The following is a 15,429-nucleotide window of genomic DNA, read 5'->3' as shown; positions in this document are numbered from 1 at the left end:
GACCTGCCGCCCCGCACGGCCGGCTCCGACGTGGAGCTGGTGGTGACCGGCTACCTGGACCACCTCGTCGTCGAGCGCGGCCTGGCCCAGAACACCATCGCCTCCTACCGCCGCGACCTGCGCCGCTACGCCGAGTACCTCGACGCCGCCGGTGTGCGCGGCCTGGGCGAGATCACCGAGTCCGACGTCGCCGGCTTCCTGGCCGCGCTGCGCCGCGGGGACGACGACCACCCGCCGCTGTCGGCCACGTCGGCCGCCCGCGCGGTCGTCGCCGTGCGCGGCCTGCACCGCTTCGCGCTGCTCGACGGGCTGGTGCCCGACGACGTCGCCGCCGAAGTGCGCCCGCCCACCCCGGCCCGCCGGCTGCCCAAGGCGATCCCGGTCGAGTCGGTGGTGGCGCTGATCGAGGCGGCGGGCGCGGTCGAGGGCCCGCGGGGGTTGCGCGACCGCGCGCTGCTGGAGCTGCTGTACGGCACCGGCGCGCGCATCTCGGAGGCGGTCGGGCTCGCCGTGGACGACGTCGACCGCGCCCAGGCGACCGTCCGGCTCGCCGGCAAGGGCGGCAAGGAGCGGATCGTGCCGGTGGGCAGCTACGCGCTCCGGGCCGTGGAGGACTACCTCGTCCGCGCCCGCCCCGAGCTGGCCGGCCGGAGCCGGGGCGGCGTGCGCGGCGGGGCGCTGTTCCTCAACGTGCGCGGCGGGCCGCTGTCGCGGCAGAGCGCCTGGCAGATCCTCCGCTCGGCCGCCGAGCGGGCCGGTGGGCCGGACGGCGTGGTGCCCGACGTCTCGCCGCACACCCTGCGGCACTCCTTCGCCACGCACCTGCTCGACGGCGGCGCGGACGTGCGCGTGGTGCAGGAGCTGCTCGGCCACGCGTCGGTGACGACGACGCAGGTGTACACGCTGGTCACCGTCGACCGGCTGCGCGAGGTGTACGCGACCAGCCATCCGCGCGCCTTGAACTGACAGTCGCCGCCGAACACGTTGGCAACTTCTGGAGCCGGTTCGGCTGGAGCAGTCACACGAGTTGCCAGGCGTCGCCATGTCGACAAGTCTCCGGCGCGCCCCCTTGGGAGCGTCCCCCACTCTTCGTAGCGTCCTCATCACCCGAGCGGACAGGACGGCTGACCGCACCCGAACAACCGGGCCCGGGTACGAGGTGGAGGCGACAGACTCATGGCGATCCGAGCGGACGCGGCCCCTGCCGTCGCGCGCCCGCGCGACGGCGACCCGGAGATGGGTGCCGCCGCCTCGCGGACGGACCCCGCGCGCGCCCGGCAGCGTCCGCTGCCGGACCCCAAGCCGCTGACCGAGCACGGCCCGGCCCGCGTCATCGCGATGTGCAACCAGAAGGGCGGCGTCGGCAAGACGACGTCGACCATCAACCTGGGTGCCGCGCTGACCGAGTTCGGCCGCAAGGTGCTGCTCATCGACCTGGACCCGCAGGGTGCGCTGTCGGTCGGCCTGGGCGTCCCGGCGCAGGCCATGGACCGCACCATCTACAACGCGCTCATGGAGCGCCGGACCTCGCTGCGGGACGTGCGCGTGCACACCGACATCCCCGGCCTGGACCTGGTGCCCAGCAACATCGACCTCTCCGCCGCCGAGGTGCAGCTGGTCAGCGAGGTCGCCCGCGAGCAGACCCTGCTGCGGGTGCTCGCCGACGTGCGCGACGAGTACGACTACATCCTCATCGACTGCCAGCCGTCGCTGGGCCTGCTCACGGTCAACGCCCTGACCGCGGCGCAGGGCGTGATGATCCCGCTGGAGTGCGAGTTCTTCTCGCTGCGCGGGGTGGCGCTGCTGGTCGACACCATCGACAAGGTCAAGGAGCGGCTCAACCCGCAGCTGGAGATCTCCGGCATCCTCGCCACGATGTACGACGCGCGCACCGTGCACTGCAAGGAGGTGTTCAGCCGGGTGGTCGAGGCCTTCGGCGACACCGTCTTCCAAACCGTCATCCAGCGCACCGTCCGGTTCCCGGAGACCACCGTCGCCGGCCAGCCGATCACCACCTGGGCGCCGACCTCCTCGGGTGCCGCGGCCTACCGCGACCTGGCCAAGGAGGTGCTGGCACTGTGACGCGGCGTCCCGTGCTGCCCGGTGCCTCGGAGCTGTTCCGCCGCACCGACTCGTCGTCCTCGGTCCCCGAGGTCACCGAGCTGCCCAGCCTCAGCGCCACGGTCAGCTCGCCCGCCCTGCGCACCGCCGCCCGGCGGGCCGGGGAGCCGGCCGCCGAGGAGCCGGCCCCGGCGAGCCCGCTCACCCTCGTGCCCGGGGGAGCGGCGACCCCCGCTGCCTCGAGCGACGACGAGCTGGCCGCCTTCCGCGCCGCCCCCGCGCCCGCACCGGTGCTCACACCCCGGGTGCCGACGCGCGGCCGGCCGGCCCGCGGCCGCGAGCGCACCAAGCACGACGAGAAGATCACCGTCTACATCTCGGCCGACGAGCTCATGGCGCTGGAGACCGCCCGGCTGACCCTCCGGGGCCAGCACGGCGTCGCCGCCGACCGCGGGCGGATCGTCCGCGAGGCGATCTCGGTGATCCTGGCCGACCTCGCCGAGCGCGGCGAGGACTCGGTGCTGGTGCGGCGCCTCCAGGGCTGAGCGGCGCGCGCCTACGCTCGCTGACCGTGGAGGACAGCAGCGCGGCAGCGGGGACGCCGGACGCCGTCGTCCCCGCGCGCTTCACCGTGCGGCTGACCAACTTCGAGGGCCCGTTCGACCTGCTGCTGCAGCTGATCGGCAAGCACAAGCTCGACGTCACCGAGATCGCGCTGTCCACGGTCACCGACGAGTTCATCGCCCATCTGCGCGCCCTGGGCGACGAACTCGACCTCGACCAGGCCAGCGAGTTCCTCGTGGTCGCCGCCACGCTGCTCGACCTCAAGGCCGCCCGGCTGCTGCCGGCCGCCGAGGTCGACGACGAGGAGGACCTCGAGCTGCTCGAGGCGCGCGACCTGCTCTTCGCCCGGCTGCTCCAGTACAAGGCCTACAAGCAGGCGGCCGCCTTCCTGCGCGAGCGGGAGGGCGAGGCCGCCCGCCGGTTCCCCCGGGTCGCGGCCCTGGAGCCGCGGTTCGCCGACCTCGCGCCCGAGGTGCGGCTGGACCTCACCCCGGCGCAGTTCGCCGCCCTGGCCGCCCGTGCCCTGGCGCCGAAGGCGCCCGACGTCGTCGGCGTCGGGCACCTGCACGCCCCGCCGGTGAGCGTGAGCGAACAGCTCCTGGTGGTGCGCGACCACCTGGCGCGCGCCGGCACCGTCTCCTTCCGCGCGCTCACCGCCGACTGCGACCACACCCTCGAGGTGGTCGCCCGGTTCCTCGCGCTGCTGGAGCTCTACCGCCAGCAGCGCGTCACCTTCGAGCAGCTCACGCCGCTGGGCGAGCTGCACGTGCGCTGGTCGGGCCGGCAGCCCGACGCCGGGGCGGTCGACGTGGACGGGGCCGTTCCCGGCGCCCTGCCCGGCGACGGCGGCGAGCCGGCGGCCGACGACATCGACGAGGAGTACTCGTGAGCACCGACGACGACCGGCCCACCGAGGAGCCGCGGCCCGCCGAGGAGCCCGCCCCGATCTCCTGGGAGGCGCTGGCCGGCGAGCTGGCGGCCGCGCGCCGGGAGTCCGAGCGGCGGGGGGACGCCGACCCGGCCGCGTGGGACGCCGTCGCGGCCGAGCTCGCCACCCGCGTCTCCGAGCTGCCGGTGGAGGAGGGCGAGGTCCCGCCGGTCCCGGTGGAGGACGACGAGCCCGCCCCGCCGGCCGCGGCCCCCGAGCCGGAGCCCGAGCCGGAACCGGAGCCCGAGCCGCTGGAGCTGCTCGACCCCGACGAGCTGCGCGGCGGGCTGGAGGCGCTGCTGTTCGTCATGGACGACCCGGTCGACGAGGCCACCCTGGCCGGTGCGCTGCGCTGCTCCCTGATCCAGGTGCGGACCGGGCTGGCCGAGCTGGCGCAGGGCTACGACGCGCGCTCGGCGGGGATCGCGCTGCGCCGGGTGGGGGAGGGGTGGCGGCTCTACACCCGGGAGGAGCACGCCGGCGTCGTCGAGCGGTACCTCGTCGACGGGCAGCGCAGCCGGCTCAGCCAGGCCGCGCTGGAGACGTTGGCCGTCATCGCCTACCGGCAGCCGGTGACCCGCGCCCGCGTCGCCGCGATCCGCGGGGTCGGCGTCGACGGCGTCATGCGCACCCTGATCGGCCGCGGGCTGGTCTCCGAGGTGGGCAGCGACCCCGACAGCGGCGGCGGGCTCTACGCCACGACGCCGCTGTTCCTCGAGCGGCTCGGGCTGACCTCGCTCGCCGACCTGCCCGAGCTGGCGCCGCTGCTGCCCGAGACCGCCGCCGTCCTCGACGAGCACCCCGACAGCTGAGGAGTGACCGGCGTCCTTTGCGCCGGGTGGGAGACTGGGCGGCGATGAGCGACGCGACCCCGAACGACGAGAGCACCACCGCCGCAGGCGACGGCTGGTCCGAGGACATGGAGCTCGCTCCGGTCCACCCCGGCGACCGCGCGCCCGGAGCCGACGGCGACGACCGCGACGGGGAGCGGCTGCAGAAGGTCCTGGCCCGTGCCGGGGTCGGCAGCCGCCGGGTCAGCGAGGACATGATCGACGCCGGCCGGATCAGCGTGAACGGCGCCGTCGTCACCGTGCAGGGCATGCGGGTCGACCCCACGCGCGACAAGATCGCCGTCGACGGCGTCCGCCTGGAGATCCGCGACGACCGGGTGACCTACGCGATGAACAAGCCCCCGGGCGTCATCACCGCGATGAGCGACGACCGCAACCGGCCCTGCGTCGGCGACATGGTCGGCGACCTCGCACCCGGGCTGGTGCACGTCGGCAGGCTGGACCAGGACACCGAGGGCCTGCTGCTGCTCACCACCGACGGCGAGCTGGCCCACCGGCTGGCCCACCCCTCCTACGGGGTCCGCAAGACCTACCTGGCGCAGGTGTCCGGCTCCGTGCCGCGCGACCTGGCCAAGCGGCTGCGCCGCGGGATCGAGCTGGACGACGGCCCGGTGAAGGTCGACTCGTTCCGGGTCGTCGACACCCACGCCGGCCAGTCCGTCGTCGAGGTCGTGCTGCACGAGGGCCGCAAGCACATCGTGCGCCGGCTGCTCGCCGCGGTCGACCTGCCCGTCTCGCGGCTGACCCGCACCGCGGTGGGCCCGATCGAGCTGCGGGCCATGCGCTCGGGCACGATCCGCAAGCTCAGCCGGCAGGAGCTCGGCACGCTGTCGGAGCTCGTCGGCCTGTAGGGCCGGGCAGGGGCACGGCGCTCCGGGGAACCGGTGGCGCCCGCTCCCTAGACTCGATCGAGGCCCCGGCGATCCGGGCGCCGGTGCAGGGCAGAGAACGAACGAGGAGTGTGCATGGCCGTCCGAGCCATCCGGGGCGCGACCCAGGTCGGACGCCGACGACCGGGAGCAGGTGCTCGAGGCGACCCGCGAGCTGGTGAGCACCGTGCTCGAGCGCAACGCGCTGGAGCACGACGACATCATCAGCATCCTGTTCACCGCCACCCCCGACCTGGTGTCGGAGTTCCCGGCGCTGGCCGCGCGCGAGCTGGGCATGGGCGACGTGCCGCTGATGTGCGCCACCGAGATCGCCGTCCCGCACGCCCTGCCGCGGGTGCTGCGGCTCATGGCGCACGTGGAGACCGAGCGCCCGCGCTCCGAGGTCCAGCACGTCTACCTGCGCGGGGCCGCCGCCCTGCGCCGGGACATCGCGCAGTGAGCGCCTCCTTCCGCGGCGCGGTGACCCTCGACGGGCCCTCGGGCACCGGCAAGTCCAGCGTGGCCCGCGGCGTCGCCGCCGCCCTGGGCGCGGCCTACCTGGACACCGGGGCGATGTACCGCGCCGCCACCGTCGCCGTCCTCGACGCCGGGGTCGACCCCGCCGACGCCGACGCGGTGGCCGCCATCGTGGCCGCCGCGCGGATCGAGGTGGGCACCGAGGCCGGCACCGAGCGCGTGGCGGTCGACGGCGTCGACGTCGCCGTCCGCATCCGCGGCGCCGAGGTGACGCGCGCCGTGTCGGCGGTCTCCGCCGTCCCGGCCGTGCGCCGCCAGCTGGTGGACCAGCAACGCGACCTGGTGACCGTCGCGGACGCCGTTGTGGTCGAGGGCCGCGACATCGGCACCGTGGTGCTGCCCGACGCGGCGCTCAAGGTGTACCTGACCGCGGCGCCCGAGGTGCGCGCCCAGCGCCGGGCCCGGCAGCTCGGGCTGACCGACGCCGCGGAGATCGACGCCCTGGCCGCGGACCTGCGCCGTCGGGACGAGCACGACAGCAGCCGGGCCGACAGCCCGCTGCGACCGGCCGCGGACGCCGTGGTCGTGGACAGCAGCGAGCTCGACCAGCAGGCCGTGGTGGACCGCATCGTGGCGCTGGCCGAGGCCGCGCTGGTGACAGGGGACCGGACGTGAGTGAGCACCGAACCACCGGGCAGCAGGACGGGCCGCTGCCCGTCGTCGCCATCGTGGGCCGCCCGAACGTGGGCAAGTCGACGCTGGTCAACCGCATCCTCGGCCGCCGCGCGGCGGTCGTGCAGGACGTGCCGGGGGTGACGCGGGACCGCATCTCCTACGAGGCGCTGTGGAACGGCAAGCGCTTCACCGTCATGGACACCGGCGGCTGGGACCCCAAGGCGACCGGCATCGGCGCCTCGATCACCCGGCAGGCCGAGTTCGCCATGGAGACCGCCGACGTCATCGTGCTCGTCGTCGACAGCCAGGTGGGCGCGACCGACACCGACCTCGCCGCCGCCAAGGTGCTGCGGCGCAGCAAGCGGCCGGTGATCCTCGTGGCCAACAAGGTCGACGACGAGCGCAGCGAGGGCAACGTCCACGAGCTGTGGAGCCTGGGCATGGGGGAGCCGCAGCCGGTGAGCGCCCTGCACGGGCGCTCCAGCGGTGACCTGCTCGACCTGATCCTCGACGCGATGCCCGAGGCGCCGCGCGAGCAGGAGCACGAGGAGGGGCCGCGCCGCGTCGCGCTGGTCGGCCGCCCGAACGTCGGGAAGTCCAGCCTGCTCAACCGGCTGGCCAAGGACGAGCGCTCGGTCGTCGACTCCGTCGCCGGCACGACCGTCGACCCGGTGGACTCGATCGTCGTCCTCGGCGGCGAGGAGTGGCGGTTCGTCGACACCGCGGGCCTGCGCCGCAAGGTGAACACCGCGAGCGGCATGGAGTACTACGCCAGCCTGCGCACCGAGGCCGCCATCCAGGCCGCCGAGGTCTGCGTGGTCCTGCTGGCCGCCGACGAGGTCATCAGCGAGCAGGACCAGCGGGTCATCACCCAGGTCGTGGAGGCCGGCCGCGCGCTGGTCCTGGCGTTCAACAAGTGGGACACCCTCGACGAGGACCGGCACGACCAGCTCGAGCGCGAGATCGACCGCGACCTCGCGCACGTCAAGTGGGCGACGCGGGTGAACATCTCCGCCTCCACCGGTCGCGGCGTCGGCAAGCTCGCCGACCACCTGCGCGCCGCCCTGGCGTCGTGGGAGCAGCGCGTGCCGACGGCGGAGCTCAACCAGTTCGTCCGCGCGCTGGTGCAGGAGACGCCGCCGCCGGCCCGGGGTGGGCGGGCGCCCAAGATCAAGTACGTGACGCAGGCCGACGTCCGGCCGCCGCGCTTCGTCGTCTTCTCCACCGGCTTCCTCGAGGCCGGTTACCGGCGCTTCCTGACCCGCAAGCTGCGCGAGCAGTGGGGCTTCGCGGGCACGCCGATCGAGGTGTCGGTCAAGGTCCGCGAGGGCCGCGACCGGGACGCCAAGCGCGGCTGAGCGGGAGGGCCGGCGCGCACGCCGGCCCTCCGCCCCGCTCAACCGCGTGGCCGCACGTCCTGCGGGGTGTCCTGCCGGGCACGCGGCGCGGGCACCTGCACGTCCCCGCCGCCGGTCGCCTCCGGCTCGTCGTGCCGCTGCGCCAGCCGGCTGGGCCACCACATGTGCCGGCCGAGGTCCAGGTTCAGCGCGGTGACCAGCACCGACCGCACGACCATCGTGTCCAGCAGCACGCCGAGCGCGACGGCGATGCCGAGCTGGGTGAGGAACGTCAGGGGCAGGGTGCCCAGGACGGCGAACGTGGCCGCGAGCACCATCCCGGCCGAGGTGATCACCCCGCCCGTGGCCGCCAGGCCGATGAGGGCCGCCCGCCGGGTGCCGTGGTCGTGCGCCTCCTCGCGCACCCGGGTCATCAGGAAGATGTTGTAGTCGATGCCCAGGGCGACCAGGAAGACGAAGACGAACAGCGGGAACGAGCTGTCGGTCGTGGACACCCCGAGGAACGCGTCGAAGATCAGCGCGCTGAGGCCGAGCGCCGCGCCGTAGGACAGCACGACGGTGGCGATCAGGATCACCGGCGCCGTGATCGCCCGCAGCAGCACGCCGAGCACCACCAGGACGACCCGCCATGATCAGCGGGATGATCACCCGGTTGTCGCGCTGGGAGGCGGTCTGCACGTCCAGGTTGACCGCGGTGTTGCCGCCGACCAGCGCCTCGCCGTCGCCGACGTCGTCCAGGCCGGTGCGCAGCCGGTCGATGGTGTCGTAGGCGGCTCCGCTGTCCGCGGGGTCGGCCAGCGAGGCCTCGACGAGCGCGGCGTCGCCGGTGACCTGCGGGTCCGCGACGTCCTCGACGCCGTCGGTGCCGGCGACGGCGGCCGCGACCTCGTCGGCGTCGGCCGCGGTGGTCAGCACGTACACCGGGTTGCCGGCGGCGGCGGGGAAGTGCCGGTCCGCGACCTCCTCGCCGGTGATCGACTCGGGGGTGCCGCGGAATCCGTCGGCCTGGCTCAGGCCCTTCGCGTTCAAGCCGAACACGCCGAGACCGGCGACCAGCAGCAGCCCGGCGGTCACCACCCACACCGCCCGCGGACGCGGCCGGATGAGCCCGCCGATGCGCGCCCAGAAGCCGGTCGCGCTCGGCTCGGGGCTGCCCAGGGCCGGGCGCACCGGCCAGAACACCCAGCGGCCGCAGATCACCAGCAGCGCCGGGAGCAGCGTCATGAGCACCACGAGGGTGACGCCGACGCCGATCGCTGCGACCGGACCGAGACCGGCGGTGGAGTTCATGTCCGCGAAGACCAGGCACAGCATGCCCAGGATCACCGTGCCGCCGCTGGCGAGCACCGCCGGCCCCGCCCGGTGCACGGCCTCGGTCATCGCCTCGTGCCGGTCGCCGTGCAGGCGCAGCTCCTCGCGGTAGCGAGCCACGAGCAGCAGCGCGTAGTCGGTGCCGGCGCCGATGACCAGCACGGTCAGGATGCTGGCGCTCTGCGCGTTGACCGTCAGGTCGGCGTGCCGGGCCAGCAGGGTGATCAGCGCCTGCGCGCAGAAGAGCGCCACCACCGAGGAGAAGATCGGCAGGATCCACAGGACCGGGCTGCGGTAGGTGAACAGCAGGATCAGGATGACCACGCCGAGCGCGGCGAACAGCAGCGCGCCGTCGATGCCCTCGAACGCCTCGGAGGAGTCGGCGGCGTTGCCGGCCGGCCCGGTCACCCAGGCCTCCAGCCCGTCGGGCCCGTCGGAGGCCTCCGCGCGCAGGCCGTCGACGATCGGGGCGATCGCCTCCCAGCCCTCGGCGCCCATGTCCAGCGGCACGACCAGCTGCGCGGCCTCGCCGTCCTCGGACAGGATCGGGTCGGTCACCGGGCCGGCCAGGTCGTCCAGCCGGCCGAAGCTCGCGGCGTCCTCGTCGATGGCGGCGAGGTCGGCCGGCGTCAGCCCGCCGGACCGCTCGTAGACCACGACCGCCTGGATGACGTCGGGATCCGAGCCGAGGGCGGCCTGCTGCTCCAGGGCCCGTGTCGACTCGGCGTCGCCGGGCAGCCACGAGGAGATCTCGTTGTCCTGCTCGTCGGTGAGGCCGCCGGCCAGCGGCCCCGACGCGGCGGCGAGCACCAGCCAGAAGACGAGGATGAGCCACTTGGCGCGCCGGTTGCTGACCTTGGATGCGAACGTCCTGCCCATGACGGAACACCTCCGGCACCGAGGTGCCCTGGTCGAGGAGGATGGCGACGGCCCCGTGCGGACGAGGCTTGCACCGGCGTCGCCAGGTGTCACGGGGTTTGACGGCCCGGGCCCCAGGAACTGATCGGCCCGCCGCCGGGTCCGGGGGAGCGGTGCGCTAATCTTCCGGAGCGGTCATCGCGCGTCCGGGAGCTCCCGGACCGGTGCGAGGACGCGCGGGCTGTAGCGCAGCTTGGTAGCGCACTTGACTGGGGGTCAAGGGGTCGCAGGTTCAAATCCTGTCAGCCCGACAGAGCAGTACATGCAGGTCAGAGGCGGGTCGGTCGAGCAGACCGGCCCGCCTCTGCCGTGAAGCGGACCGGCCGGCGGTGGTCCTCCCGGCCCCACTCCCGCTGCAGGTCGACGTCCCGGGGCTCGGTCGCGGTCACCCCCGGCAGGTCCTCGAGCGCGACCCCGGCCGACCCGCGGGCCAGGTCGCGGGCGCGGTGCACGACGAGGTACGCCCCCACCCGCACCGGGGCGACCTCGGCGAGCTCGGCCAGGGTCGCACCCGTCAGCACGACCGGCCGGTCGAGGTCCACCCGGTAGCGGCACCGCGCCAGGACGGCGGCCGGCGGCTCGCCGCGGTGCACCCGCGGGTCGTCGAGCGCGTCGAGCACCGCGCCGGAGCGCAGCCACACCCCGCAGTCGGTCCCGGCCAGCAGCGAGCGCACGGACGCGACCACCTCGGCGTCGGTGGCCGAGGTGTCGTCCAGCCGGACGACGACGTCCGGGTGCGCCCACACCAGGCCGCTGCCGCGGGTCGCCGTCCCCGGCACGTAGCGGGCCAGCGCGAGGCCCTCGACGTTCCGGGAGTGCCGGGCCGCGTCGTCGTCGGTGCGGCCCCCGAAGTCCGGCCCGTCGTGCCAGGCGACGGCGTCGCGCGCGTGCCGGAAGGTGGCGCCGCGCAGCCAGCAGCGGTGCGCGAACTCCCAGTCCTCGCCGCCGTAGGCGCGGAACGCCTCCTCGAAGCCGCCCACCTCCTCGAACAGGCTCCGGCGGACGCTGAGCACCGCCGAGATGACGAACCGGTAGGCGTCGTCCCCGGCCGAGCGCAGGTCGTCGGTGCGGTCGTAGGCCTCGGTCAGCCAGACCGGCTCGTCGAGGACCTCCGGGGCGTCCTCGCCGTGCACCAGCCAGCGGCGCAGCTGCTCCGGCGAGGTGGCGCCCAGCTCGGCGTGCCGGCGGCGGCCCACGACCAGGTCGGCGCCGCCTGCCAGGTGCCGGACGACGGCAGAGACGTACCCGGGTTCGGGCACCGTGTCGCCGTCGACGAAGCACAGCACGGTCCCGCGGGCCGCCGCGGCGCCGAGGTTGCGCGCGGCCGCGGCGCGGAAGCCGTCGTCGGCCTGGGCGACGACCCGCACCGCGTAGGGCCGGGGGCCCGGGTCGGGAGGCGTGGGGGAGCCGTCGTCGGCGACCACCACGTCGAGCAGGTGCAGGGGGTGGTCCTGCAGCTCCAGCGCCGTCAGCACCAGGTCCAGGTCGTGCGGCGCGGCGTAGTGCGGCACGACCACCGACACGACCGGCAGCTCCTCGGCGGTCACGCGGCGGCCCGGGCGAGCACCGGCAGCAGGAGGGCGGCGGTGTCGGCGACGGTGGGGGAGGCGCGGTACCCGTCGGGCAGCCAGGTGCCCACCGGGTCGGCCCACGCCCCGGCGAGGGCGGTGCGCAGGTCGTCGTAGACCCGGACGCAGCCCGGCGACCGGGCCAGCAGCTCGGCGGCGTAGTCGCTGCGCGCCACCAGCGGCCGCCGGCCGGCACCGATCCAGGCGTTGACCGATCCGGACGCCGACACGTGGGCGTGCGGGGCGACCGGCAGCACGGCCGACCGCAGCAGCTCCGGCAGGCGCGCGTCGGGGATCCAGCCGCTGACCGTGCAGGGCCGCCCGAGCGCCCGGGCCTGCGCGGCGAGCGCCTCGGCCAGGTCCTCGTGGCCGGCCGACGGGCGGCCCCAGGCGAGGAGTCCCGCCCCGTCGGGCAGCGCGTCGAGCGCGGCCAGCACGTCCTCGTGCCCCTTGCCGGGGTAGAGGTAGCCCAGGACGGCGACCCCCGTCGGTGCCGCGGCCGGGTCCGCGGCCGGGGCGTCGCGCAGGTCGGGCACGGGCAGGGGGACGACGTCGACCGCCACGTCGGCACCGCAGGCGGCCAGGAGCCGCGCCTCGTGCGCGCTGGCCACGACGACGGCCGCGGCGGCCTCGGCCATGCGCCGGTAGGCCGCCGCGCGCCGGGCCGCGTTGCGCGGGCCGTCGCTGGCCTGGGGGAGGTCGTGCAGCGTCAGGACGAGCCGACGCCGCCGGGCCAGGTCGGCGATCACGTCGGCGGCCTCCTCGGGCGTCCGCCCGAACAGCCGGTCGGTGACGTGCACGAGCAGCGGGCCCGGGGGAGCGGCGCCGAGCGCGCCGAGCAGCTCGGCGGCGGACGGGGCGCCGTCCAGGTGCAGGAGCACGGTGCCGGGCGCGAGCGCGCGGAGAGCTGCCGCCTGGGCGAGCGCGGTGCCCGTCACGCCGTGGCCGGCCGGCCCGACGACGAGCGCGGTGGCGGGGGCCGCGCCGTTCACACGTTCAGCGCCGCTCACGGGGCCAGCGCCGCGGCGGCCTCGGCGTGCCGGGCCAGCCCGGCCTCGGCCACCCCCGGGTGCTCGGCGTACCAGCGCAGCTGGGCCGCGCGCACCTCCTCGTCGGCGAGCGGGGACCCGGAGACCCGCCACTCCGCGCGGGCGGCGGCCGGCTCGAGGCCGAGGGCCGCGAGGACCTCCGGGAGGACGGGGGCGTGCACGCTGTCGAGCAGGGTGCGCCCGGGGTCGGCGACGTCCGCCGGGAGCCCGAGGGCCGCGAGCACCCGCCCGGCCAGTCCGGTCAGGACGCCGTTGCCGGGGTGGTTGACGGTGTGCGTGGCGGCGGCGCCGGCCGCCTGCAGCAGGTCGACCACCGGCAGCGAGCCGTGCCGCTCCTGCCGTCCCTCCAGCTCGCGGACCGACAGGTCGCGAACCGCCCGCACCGCGTCGGCGGACGGCACGTCGGGCAGCGCGGGGCGGCCGGCGGCGAGGGAGAGCGCGCGCAGGTCGGAGTACGGGACGACCGGGGGCTCGCCGGCCCCGGGCGACCGGACGATCACCTGGAACGGGTGCAGGGCGGCCCAGCGGACGATCGGGACGACGACCGACCGGGGCCGGCGGGCCGCCCGGGCGAGCACCTCGGCGGTGCCGAGCGGCAGGTCGCGGTAGCCGTCGCGGACCGGCTGGGAGACCAGGACGTCGACCCGGGCCAGGACCCGCTCCAGGTGCGGCAGGTCCTCGGCGGTGAGCTCGTGCACGGGTGGCAGGCGGACGGTCCGCACCGGTGCGTCGTCGATCCCGCTGGACTGCGAGGACGAGGAGCCCAGGAGCACCCGGAGAGCGACTCGGCCTGGCAGTTGCCGTGCACGACGAGCAGCGGCCGGTCGTCCTGCGGGATCGGCTGCAGCCCGTAGAAGTGGGCGTAGTGCTGCCGCCGGCCGGTCACGGACGCCACCCTAAGGAGCGCATCCGCCCGGGCGCCCGACGGACCGGCGAGCGCAGCCGCTGCAGCCGTGCTTGCATCTGGTCGTGCGCGACCTATCTCCCCTGGCCGTCGCGCGGTCCGGTCGCCGGCTGACGGTCGCCCTGCTCGCGCCCAGCAGCTACCCGATCGCCGAGCCCTACCTCGGCGGGCTCGAGTCCTTCGTCGGCGGCCTGGCCGACGGCCTGCGCGCGCGGGGGCACCGGGTCCTCCTCTTCGCGGCGGCCGGCAGCGACGGCGCCCAGCCCGAGGTCCTCTGCGGCGGCGACTGGCGGCCCGACGAGCTCTCCCGGGCCGACCCCTCGATGCCGGCCGAGGCGTTCCTGCGCGAGCACCACGCGCACCTCGCCGTCCTCGACGCGCTGCGGACGACCTACGCCGGCGAGGTCGACGTCGTCCACAACAACTCGCTGCACTACCTGCCGCTGTCGCTGGCGAGCACGCTGCCGGTGCCCGTGGTCACGACCCTGCACACGCCCCCGACCCCGTGGCTGACCTCGGCGCTCGACGCCGGGGGGAGCTCGCACGCGTTCACCGCGGTCAGCCGGTTCACCGCCCGCCAGTGGGAGCCGTGGGTGCCGCGGGCCGACGTCCTGCACAACGGCGTGGACCCCGAGCGGTGGGTGCCCGGCCCCGGTGGGGACGACGTGCTGTGGTTCGGCCGGCTGGTGCCGGAGAAGGCGCCGCACCTGGCGATCGCGGCGGCCGGGGCGGCGGGCCGGCACCTGCACCTGGTGGGCCCGGCGCTCGACGCCGGGTACTTCGCCGCGGAGATCGAGCCCCACCTCGGGCGCGACGTCACCTGGCACGGCCACCTCGGGGGCCGGCCGCTGGTCGAGGCGGTGGGCCGGGTGGCCGCCGTCCTGGTGACCCCGCAGTGGGCCGAGCCGTTCGGGCTGGTCGCGGCGGAGGCGGCGATGTGCGGCACGCCCGTGGTCGCCTTCGACCGCGGCGGGATCAGCGAGGTGCTGCGGCCGCACGTCGGGCAGCAGATCGGCGTCGTGGTGCCCGACGGCGACGTCGCCGCGATGGCGGCCGCGATCGGGCCGGCGACGGCGCTGGACCGGGCCGCGGTCCGGACGGCCGCGCTGTCGCACCTGTCGGCGCAGACGATGGTCGGCCGCTACGAGGCCGTGCTGCGGGCCGCGGCGGCCGGCGGGCCGGTCACCGACCAGGTGCGCGTCGCGGCGTCGTAGCCGGCCAGCCCGGCGGCGCGGAACTGCTCGAGCCAGCCGGTCATCGGCCACCAGCCCCAGCGGCGGTGGAAGACGGCGGCGTTGCGGACGATGGCGTCCAGGTGGTGCACCGGCGGGTCCTGCACGGGGTGGTGCTGGTGGGCCGCCGTGGCGCCGCCCACCCCAGAACAGCGCGCCGCCGAGCGAGCGGACGGTGGCCGCCACGTCGGTGTCCTCGCCGCCGTAGCCCCGGTACTCCTCGCAGAACCCGCCGGAGCGGGTCCAGTCGGCGGCGCGGACCGCGAACGACAGCGACCAGAACAGCCACCACTGGTCCTCGCCGGCGAGGACGACGGTCCCGGGCGCGGGGTCCGGGCGGGCCGGGTGCGGGCGGGCCGCTGACGGCAGCCGCGGGAGGTCCGCCGCGGAGGTGACCCGCACACCCTCGGGGAGGTAGGCCACCGGTCCGCACAGCAGGGCCGGCCCCGACGCGGCCCGCACCGCCGGGTCCTGGGCGGCCCGCGCGTACCCGGCCAGCAGCCCGGGCGAGGGGACGCAGTCGACGTCGAGGAAGACCAGCAGGTCGGCGCCCCGCTCCAGTGCCGCGGCGGCCGCGGCGTTGCGCGCCCGGGCCAGCGGCAGCTCGCCGTCGTCGGGCACGGGCACGTCGACCACCACCCGGCGGGTGCCGGGGGGAGCGGGC

The 15,429-nt window shown here is 75.8% G+C and carries 15 protein-coding genes, 1 tRNA gene and 1 pseudogene; 11 read left to right on the top strand and 6 right to left on the bottom strand.

Annotation, left to right across the window (positions count from 1 at the left end; translation table 11 throughout):
- Positions 1–30: 30 nt before the first annotated feature.
- The 9 genes from JKP76_RS15180 to der all read left to right on the top strand — a co-directional run bounded on the left by JKP76_RS15180 (position 31) and on the right by der (position 7,783).
- Complete coding sequence (locus tag JKP76_RS15180; protein ID WP_309233004.1) at positions 31–966, top strand: site-specific tyrosine recombinase XerD; 936 nt, start codon at positions 31–33, stop codon at positions 964–966.
- A 210-nt stretch (positions 967–1,176) separates the two neighbouring features.
- Positions 1,177–2,082, top strand: coding sequence for an AAA family ATPase (locus JKP76_RS15175; RefSeq protein WP_304504651.1), 906 nt, complete (start codon positions 1,177–1,179; stop codon positions 2,080–2,082).
- Positions 2,079–2,606, top strand: a complete 528-nt coding sequence (locus tag JKP76_RS15170) for a hypothetical protein (RefSeq protein WP_200491761.1) — start codon at positions 2,079–2,081, stop codon at positions 2,604–2,606. Before JKP76_RS15175 ends, JKP76_RS15170 begins: the two co-directional genes overlap by 4 nt.
- 26 nt (positions 2,607–2,632) lie before the next feature.
- Positions 2,633–3,514, top strand: coding sequence for a ScpA family protein (locus JKP76_RS15165; RefSeq protein ID WP_200491760.1), 882 nt, complete (start codon positions 2,633–2,635; stop codon positions 3,512–3,514).
- Entirely contained in the window at positions 3,511–4,365 is an 855-nt protein-coding gene (gene scpB, locus JKP76_RS15160; protein ID WP_200491759.1) for an SMC-Scp complex subunit ScpB, read from the top strand. The genes JKP76_RS15165 and scpB overlap by 4 nt, the downstream gene beginning before the upstream one ends.
- Positions 4,366–4,409: 44 nt before the next feature.
- A complete protein-coding gene (locus tag JKP76_RS15155) occupies positions 4,410–5,255 on the top strand; it encodes a pseudouridine synthase (protein WP_200491758.1) in 846 nt (281 codons plus the stop codon).
- 172 nt (positions 5,256–5,427) lie between these two features.
- Complete coding sequence (gene aroH, locus JKP76_RS15150) at positions 5,428–5,733, top strand: chorismate mutase (protein WP_309233003.1); 306 nt, start codon at positions 5,428–5,430, stop codon at positions 5,731–5,733.
- Positions 5,730–6,425, top strand: coding sequence for a (d)CMP kinase (cmk, locus tag JKP76_RS15145; RefSeq protein WP_200491757.1), 696 nt, complete (start codon positions 5,730–5,732; stop codon positions 6,423–6,425). Before aroH ends, cmk begins: the two co-directional genes overlap by 4 nt.
- Positions 6,422–7,783 (top strand): ribosome biogenesis GTPase Der, encoded by a 1,362-nt coding sequence (gene der / locus JKP76_RS15140; protein WP_200491756.1) that lies wholly within the window; start codon positions 6,422–6,424, stop codon positions 7,781–7,783. The genes cmk and der overlap by 4 nt, the downstream gene beginning before the upstream one ends.
- Positions 7,784–7,821: 38 nt before the next feature.
- On the opposite strand, the gene JKP76_RS15135 is transcribed toward der, so the two are convergent.
- Together JKP76_RS15135 and JKP76_RS21315 are read right to left on the bottom strand one after the other, a co-directional pair.
- Positions 7,822–8,385 carry an MMPL family transporter gene (locus JKP76_RS15135; RefSeq protein ID WP_200491755.1) on the bottom strand — a complete coding sequence of 188 codons (564 nt, stop codon included), beginning with the start codon at positions 8,383–8,385 and terminating at the stop codon, positions 7,822–7,824.
- Between the two features lie 1,075 nt (positions 8,386–9,460).
- Positions 9,461–9,973: pseudogene (locus JKP76_RS21315) on the bottom strand (MMPL family transporter); the annotation flags it as partial.
- A gap of 216 nt (positions 9,974–10,189) precedes the next feature.
- Here JKP76_RS21315 and JKP76_RS15125 point away from each other — a divergent pair.
- Positions 10,190–10,263 (top strand) — tRNA-Pro (locus JKP76_RS15125).
- A gap of 18 nt (positions 10,264–10,281) precedes the next feature.
- On the opposite strand, the gene JKP76_RS15120 is transcribed toward JKP76_RS15125, so the two are convergent.
- Genes JKP76_RS15120 through JKP76_RS15110 form a run of 3 tightly spaced genes read right to left on the bottom strand, consistent with a single transcriptional unit; the run spans position 10,282 to position 13,402 of the window.
- Entirely contained in the window at positions 10,282–11,559 is a 1,278-nt protein-coding gene (locus tag JKP76_RS15120) for a glycosyltransferase (RefSeq protein WP_200491754.1), read from the bottom strand.
- A complete protein-coding gene (locus tag JKP76_RS15115) occupies positions 11,556–12,590 on the bottom strand; it encodes a hypothetical protein (RefSeq protein WP_200491753.1) in 1,035 nt (344 codons plus the stop codon). Before JKP76_RS15115 ends, JKP76_RS15120 begins: the two co-directional genes overlap by 4 nt.
- Positions 12,587–13,402: a WcbI family polysaccharide biosynthesis putative acetyltransferase gene (locus JKP76_RS15110; RefSeq protein ID WP_200491752.1), complete on the bottom strand. Its 816-nt coding sequence runs from the start codon at positions 13,400–13,402 to the stop codon at positions 12,587–12,589. The genes JKP76_RS15115 and JKP76_RS15110 overlap by 4 nt, the downstream gene beginning before the upstream one ends.
- 196 nt (positions 13,403–13,598) lie before the next feature.
- Between JKP76_RS15110 and JKP76_RS15105 the strand changes: the two genes are divergently transcribed.
- Positions 13,599–14,747 (top strand): glycosyltransferase, encoded by a 1,149-nt coding sequence (locus JKP76_RS15105; protein ID WP_200491751.1) that lies wholly within the window; start codon positions 13,599–13,601, stop codon positions 14,745–14,747.
- On the opposite strand, the gene JKP76_RS15100 is transcribed toward JKP76_RS15105, so the two are convergent.
- Positions 14,675–14,908, bottom strand: coding sequence for a hypothetical protein (locus tag JKP76_RS15100; protein WP_200491750.1), 234 nt, complete (start codon positions 14,906–14,908; stop codon positions 14,675–14,677). The two genes, JKP76_RS15105 and JKP76_RS15100, sit on opposite strands and share 73 nt — an antisense overlap.
- Between the last annotated feature and the right edge of the window lie 521 nt (positions 14,909–15,429).

It is taken from the genome of Blastococcus sp. TML/C7B (assembly GCF_016612845.1).
Lineage (GTDB): Bacteria > Actinomycetota > Actinomycetes > Mycobacteriales > Geodermatophilaceae > Blastococcus.
This window is presented reverse-complemented; position numbering and strand designations above follow the sequence as displayed.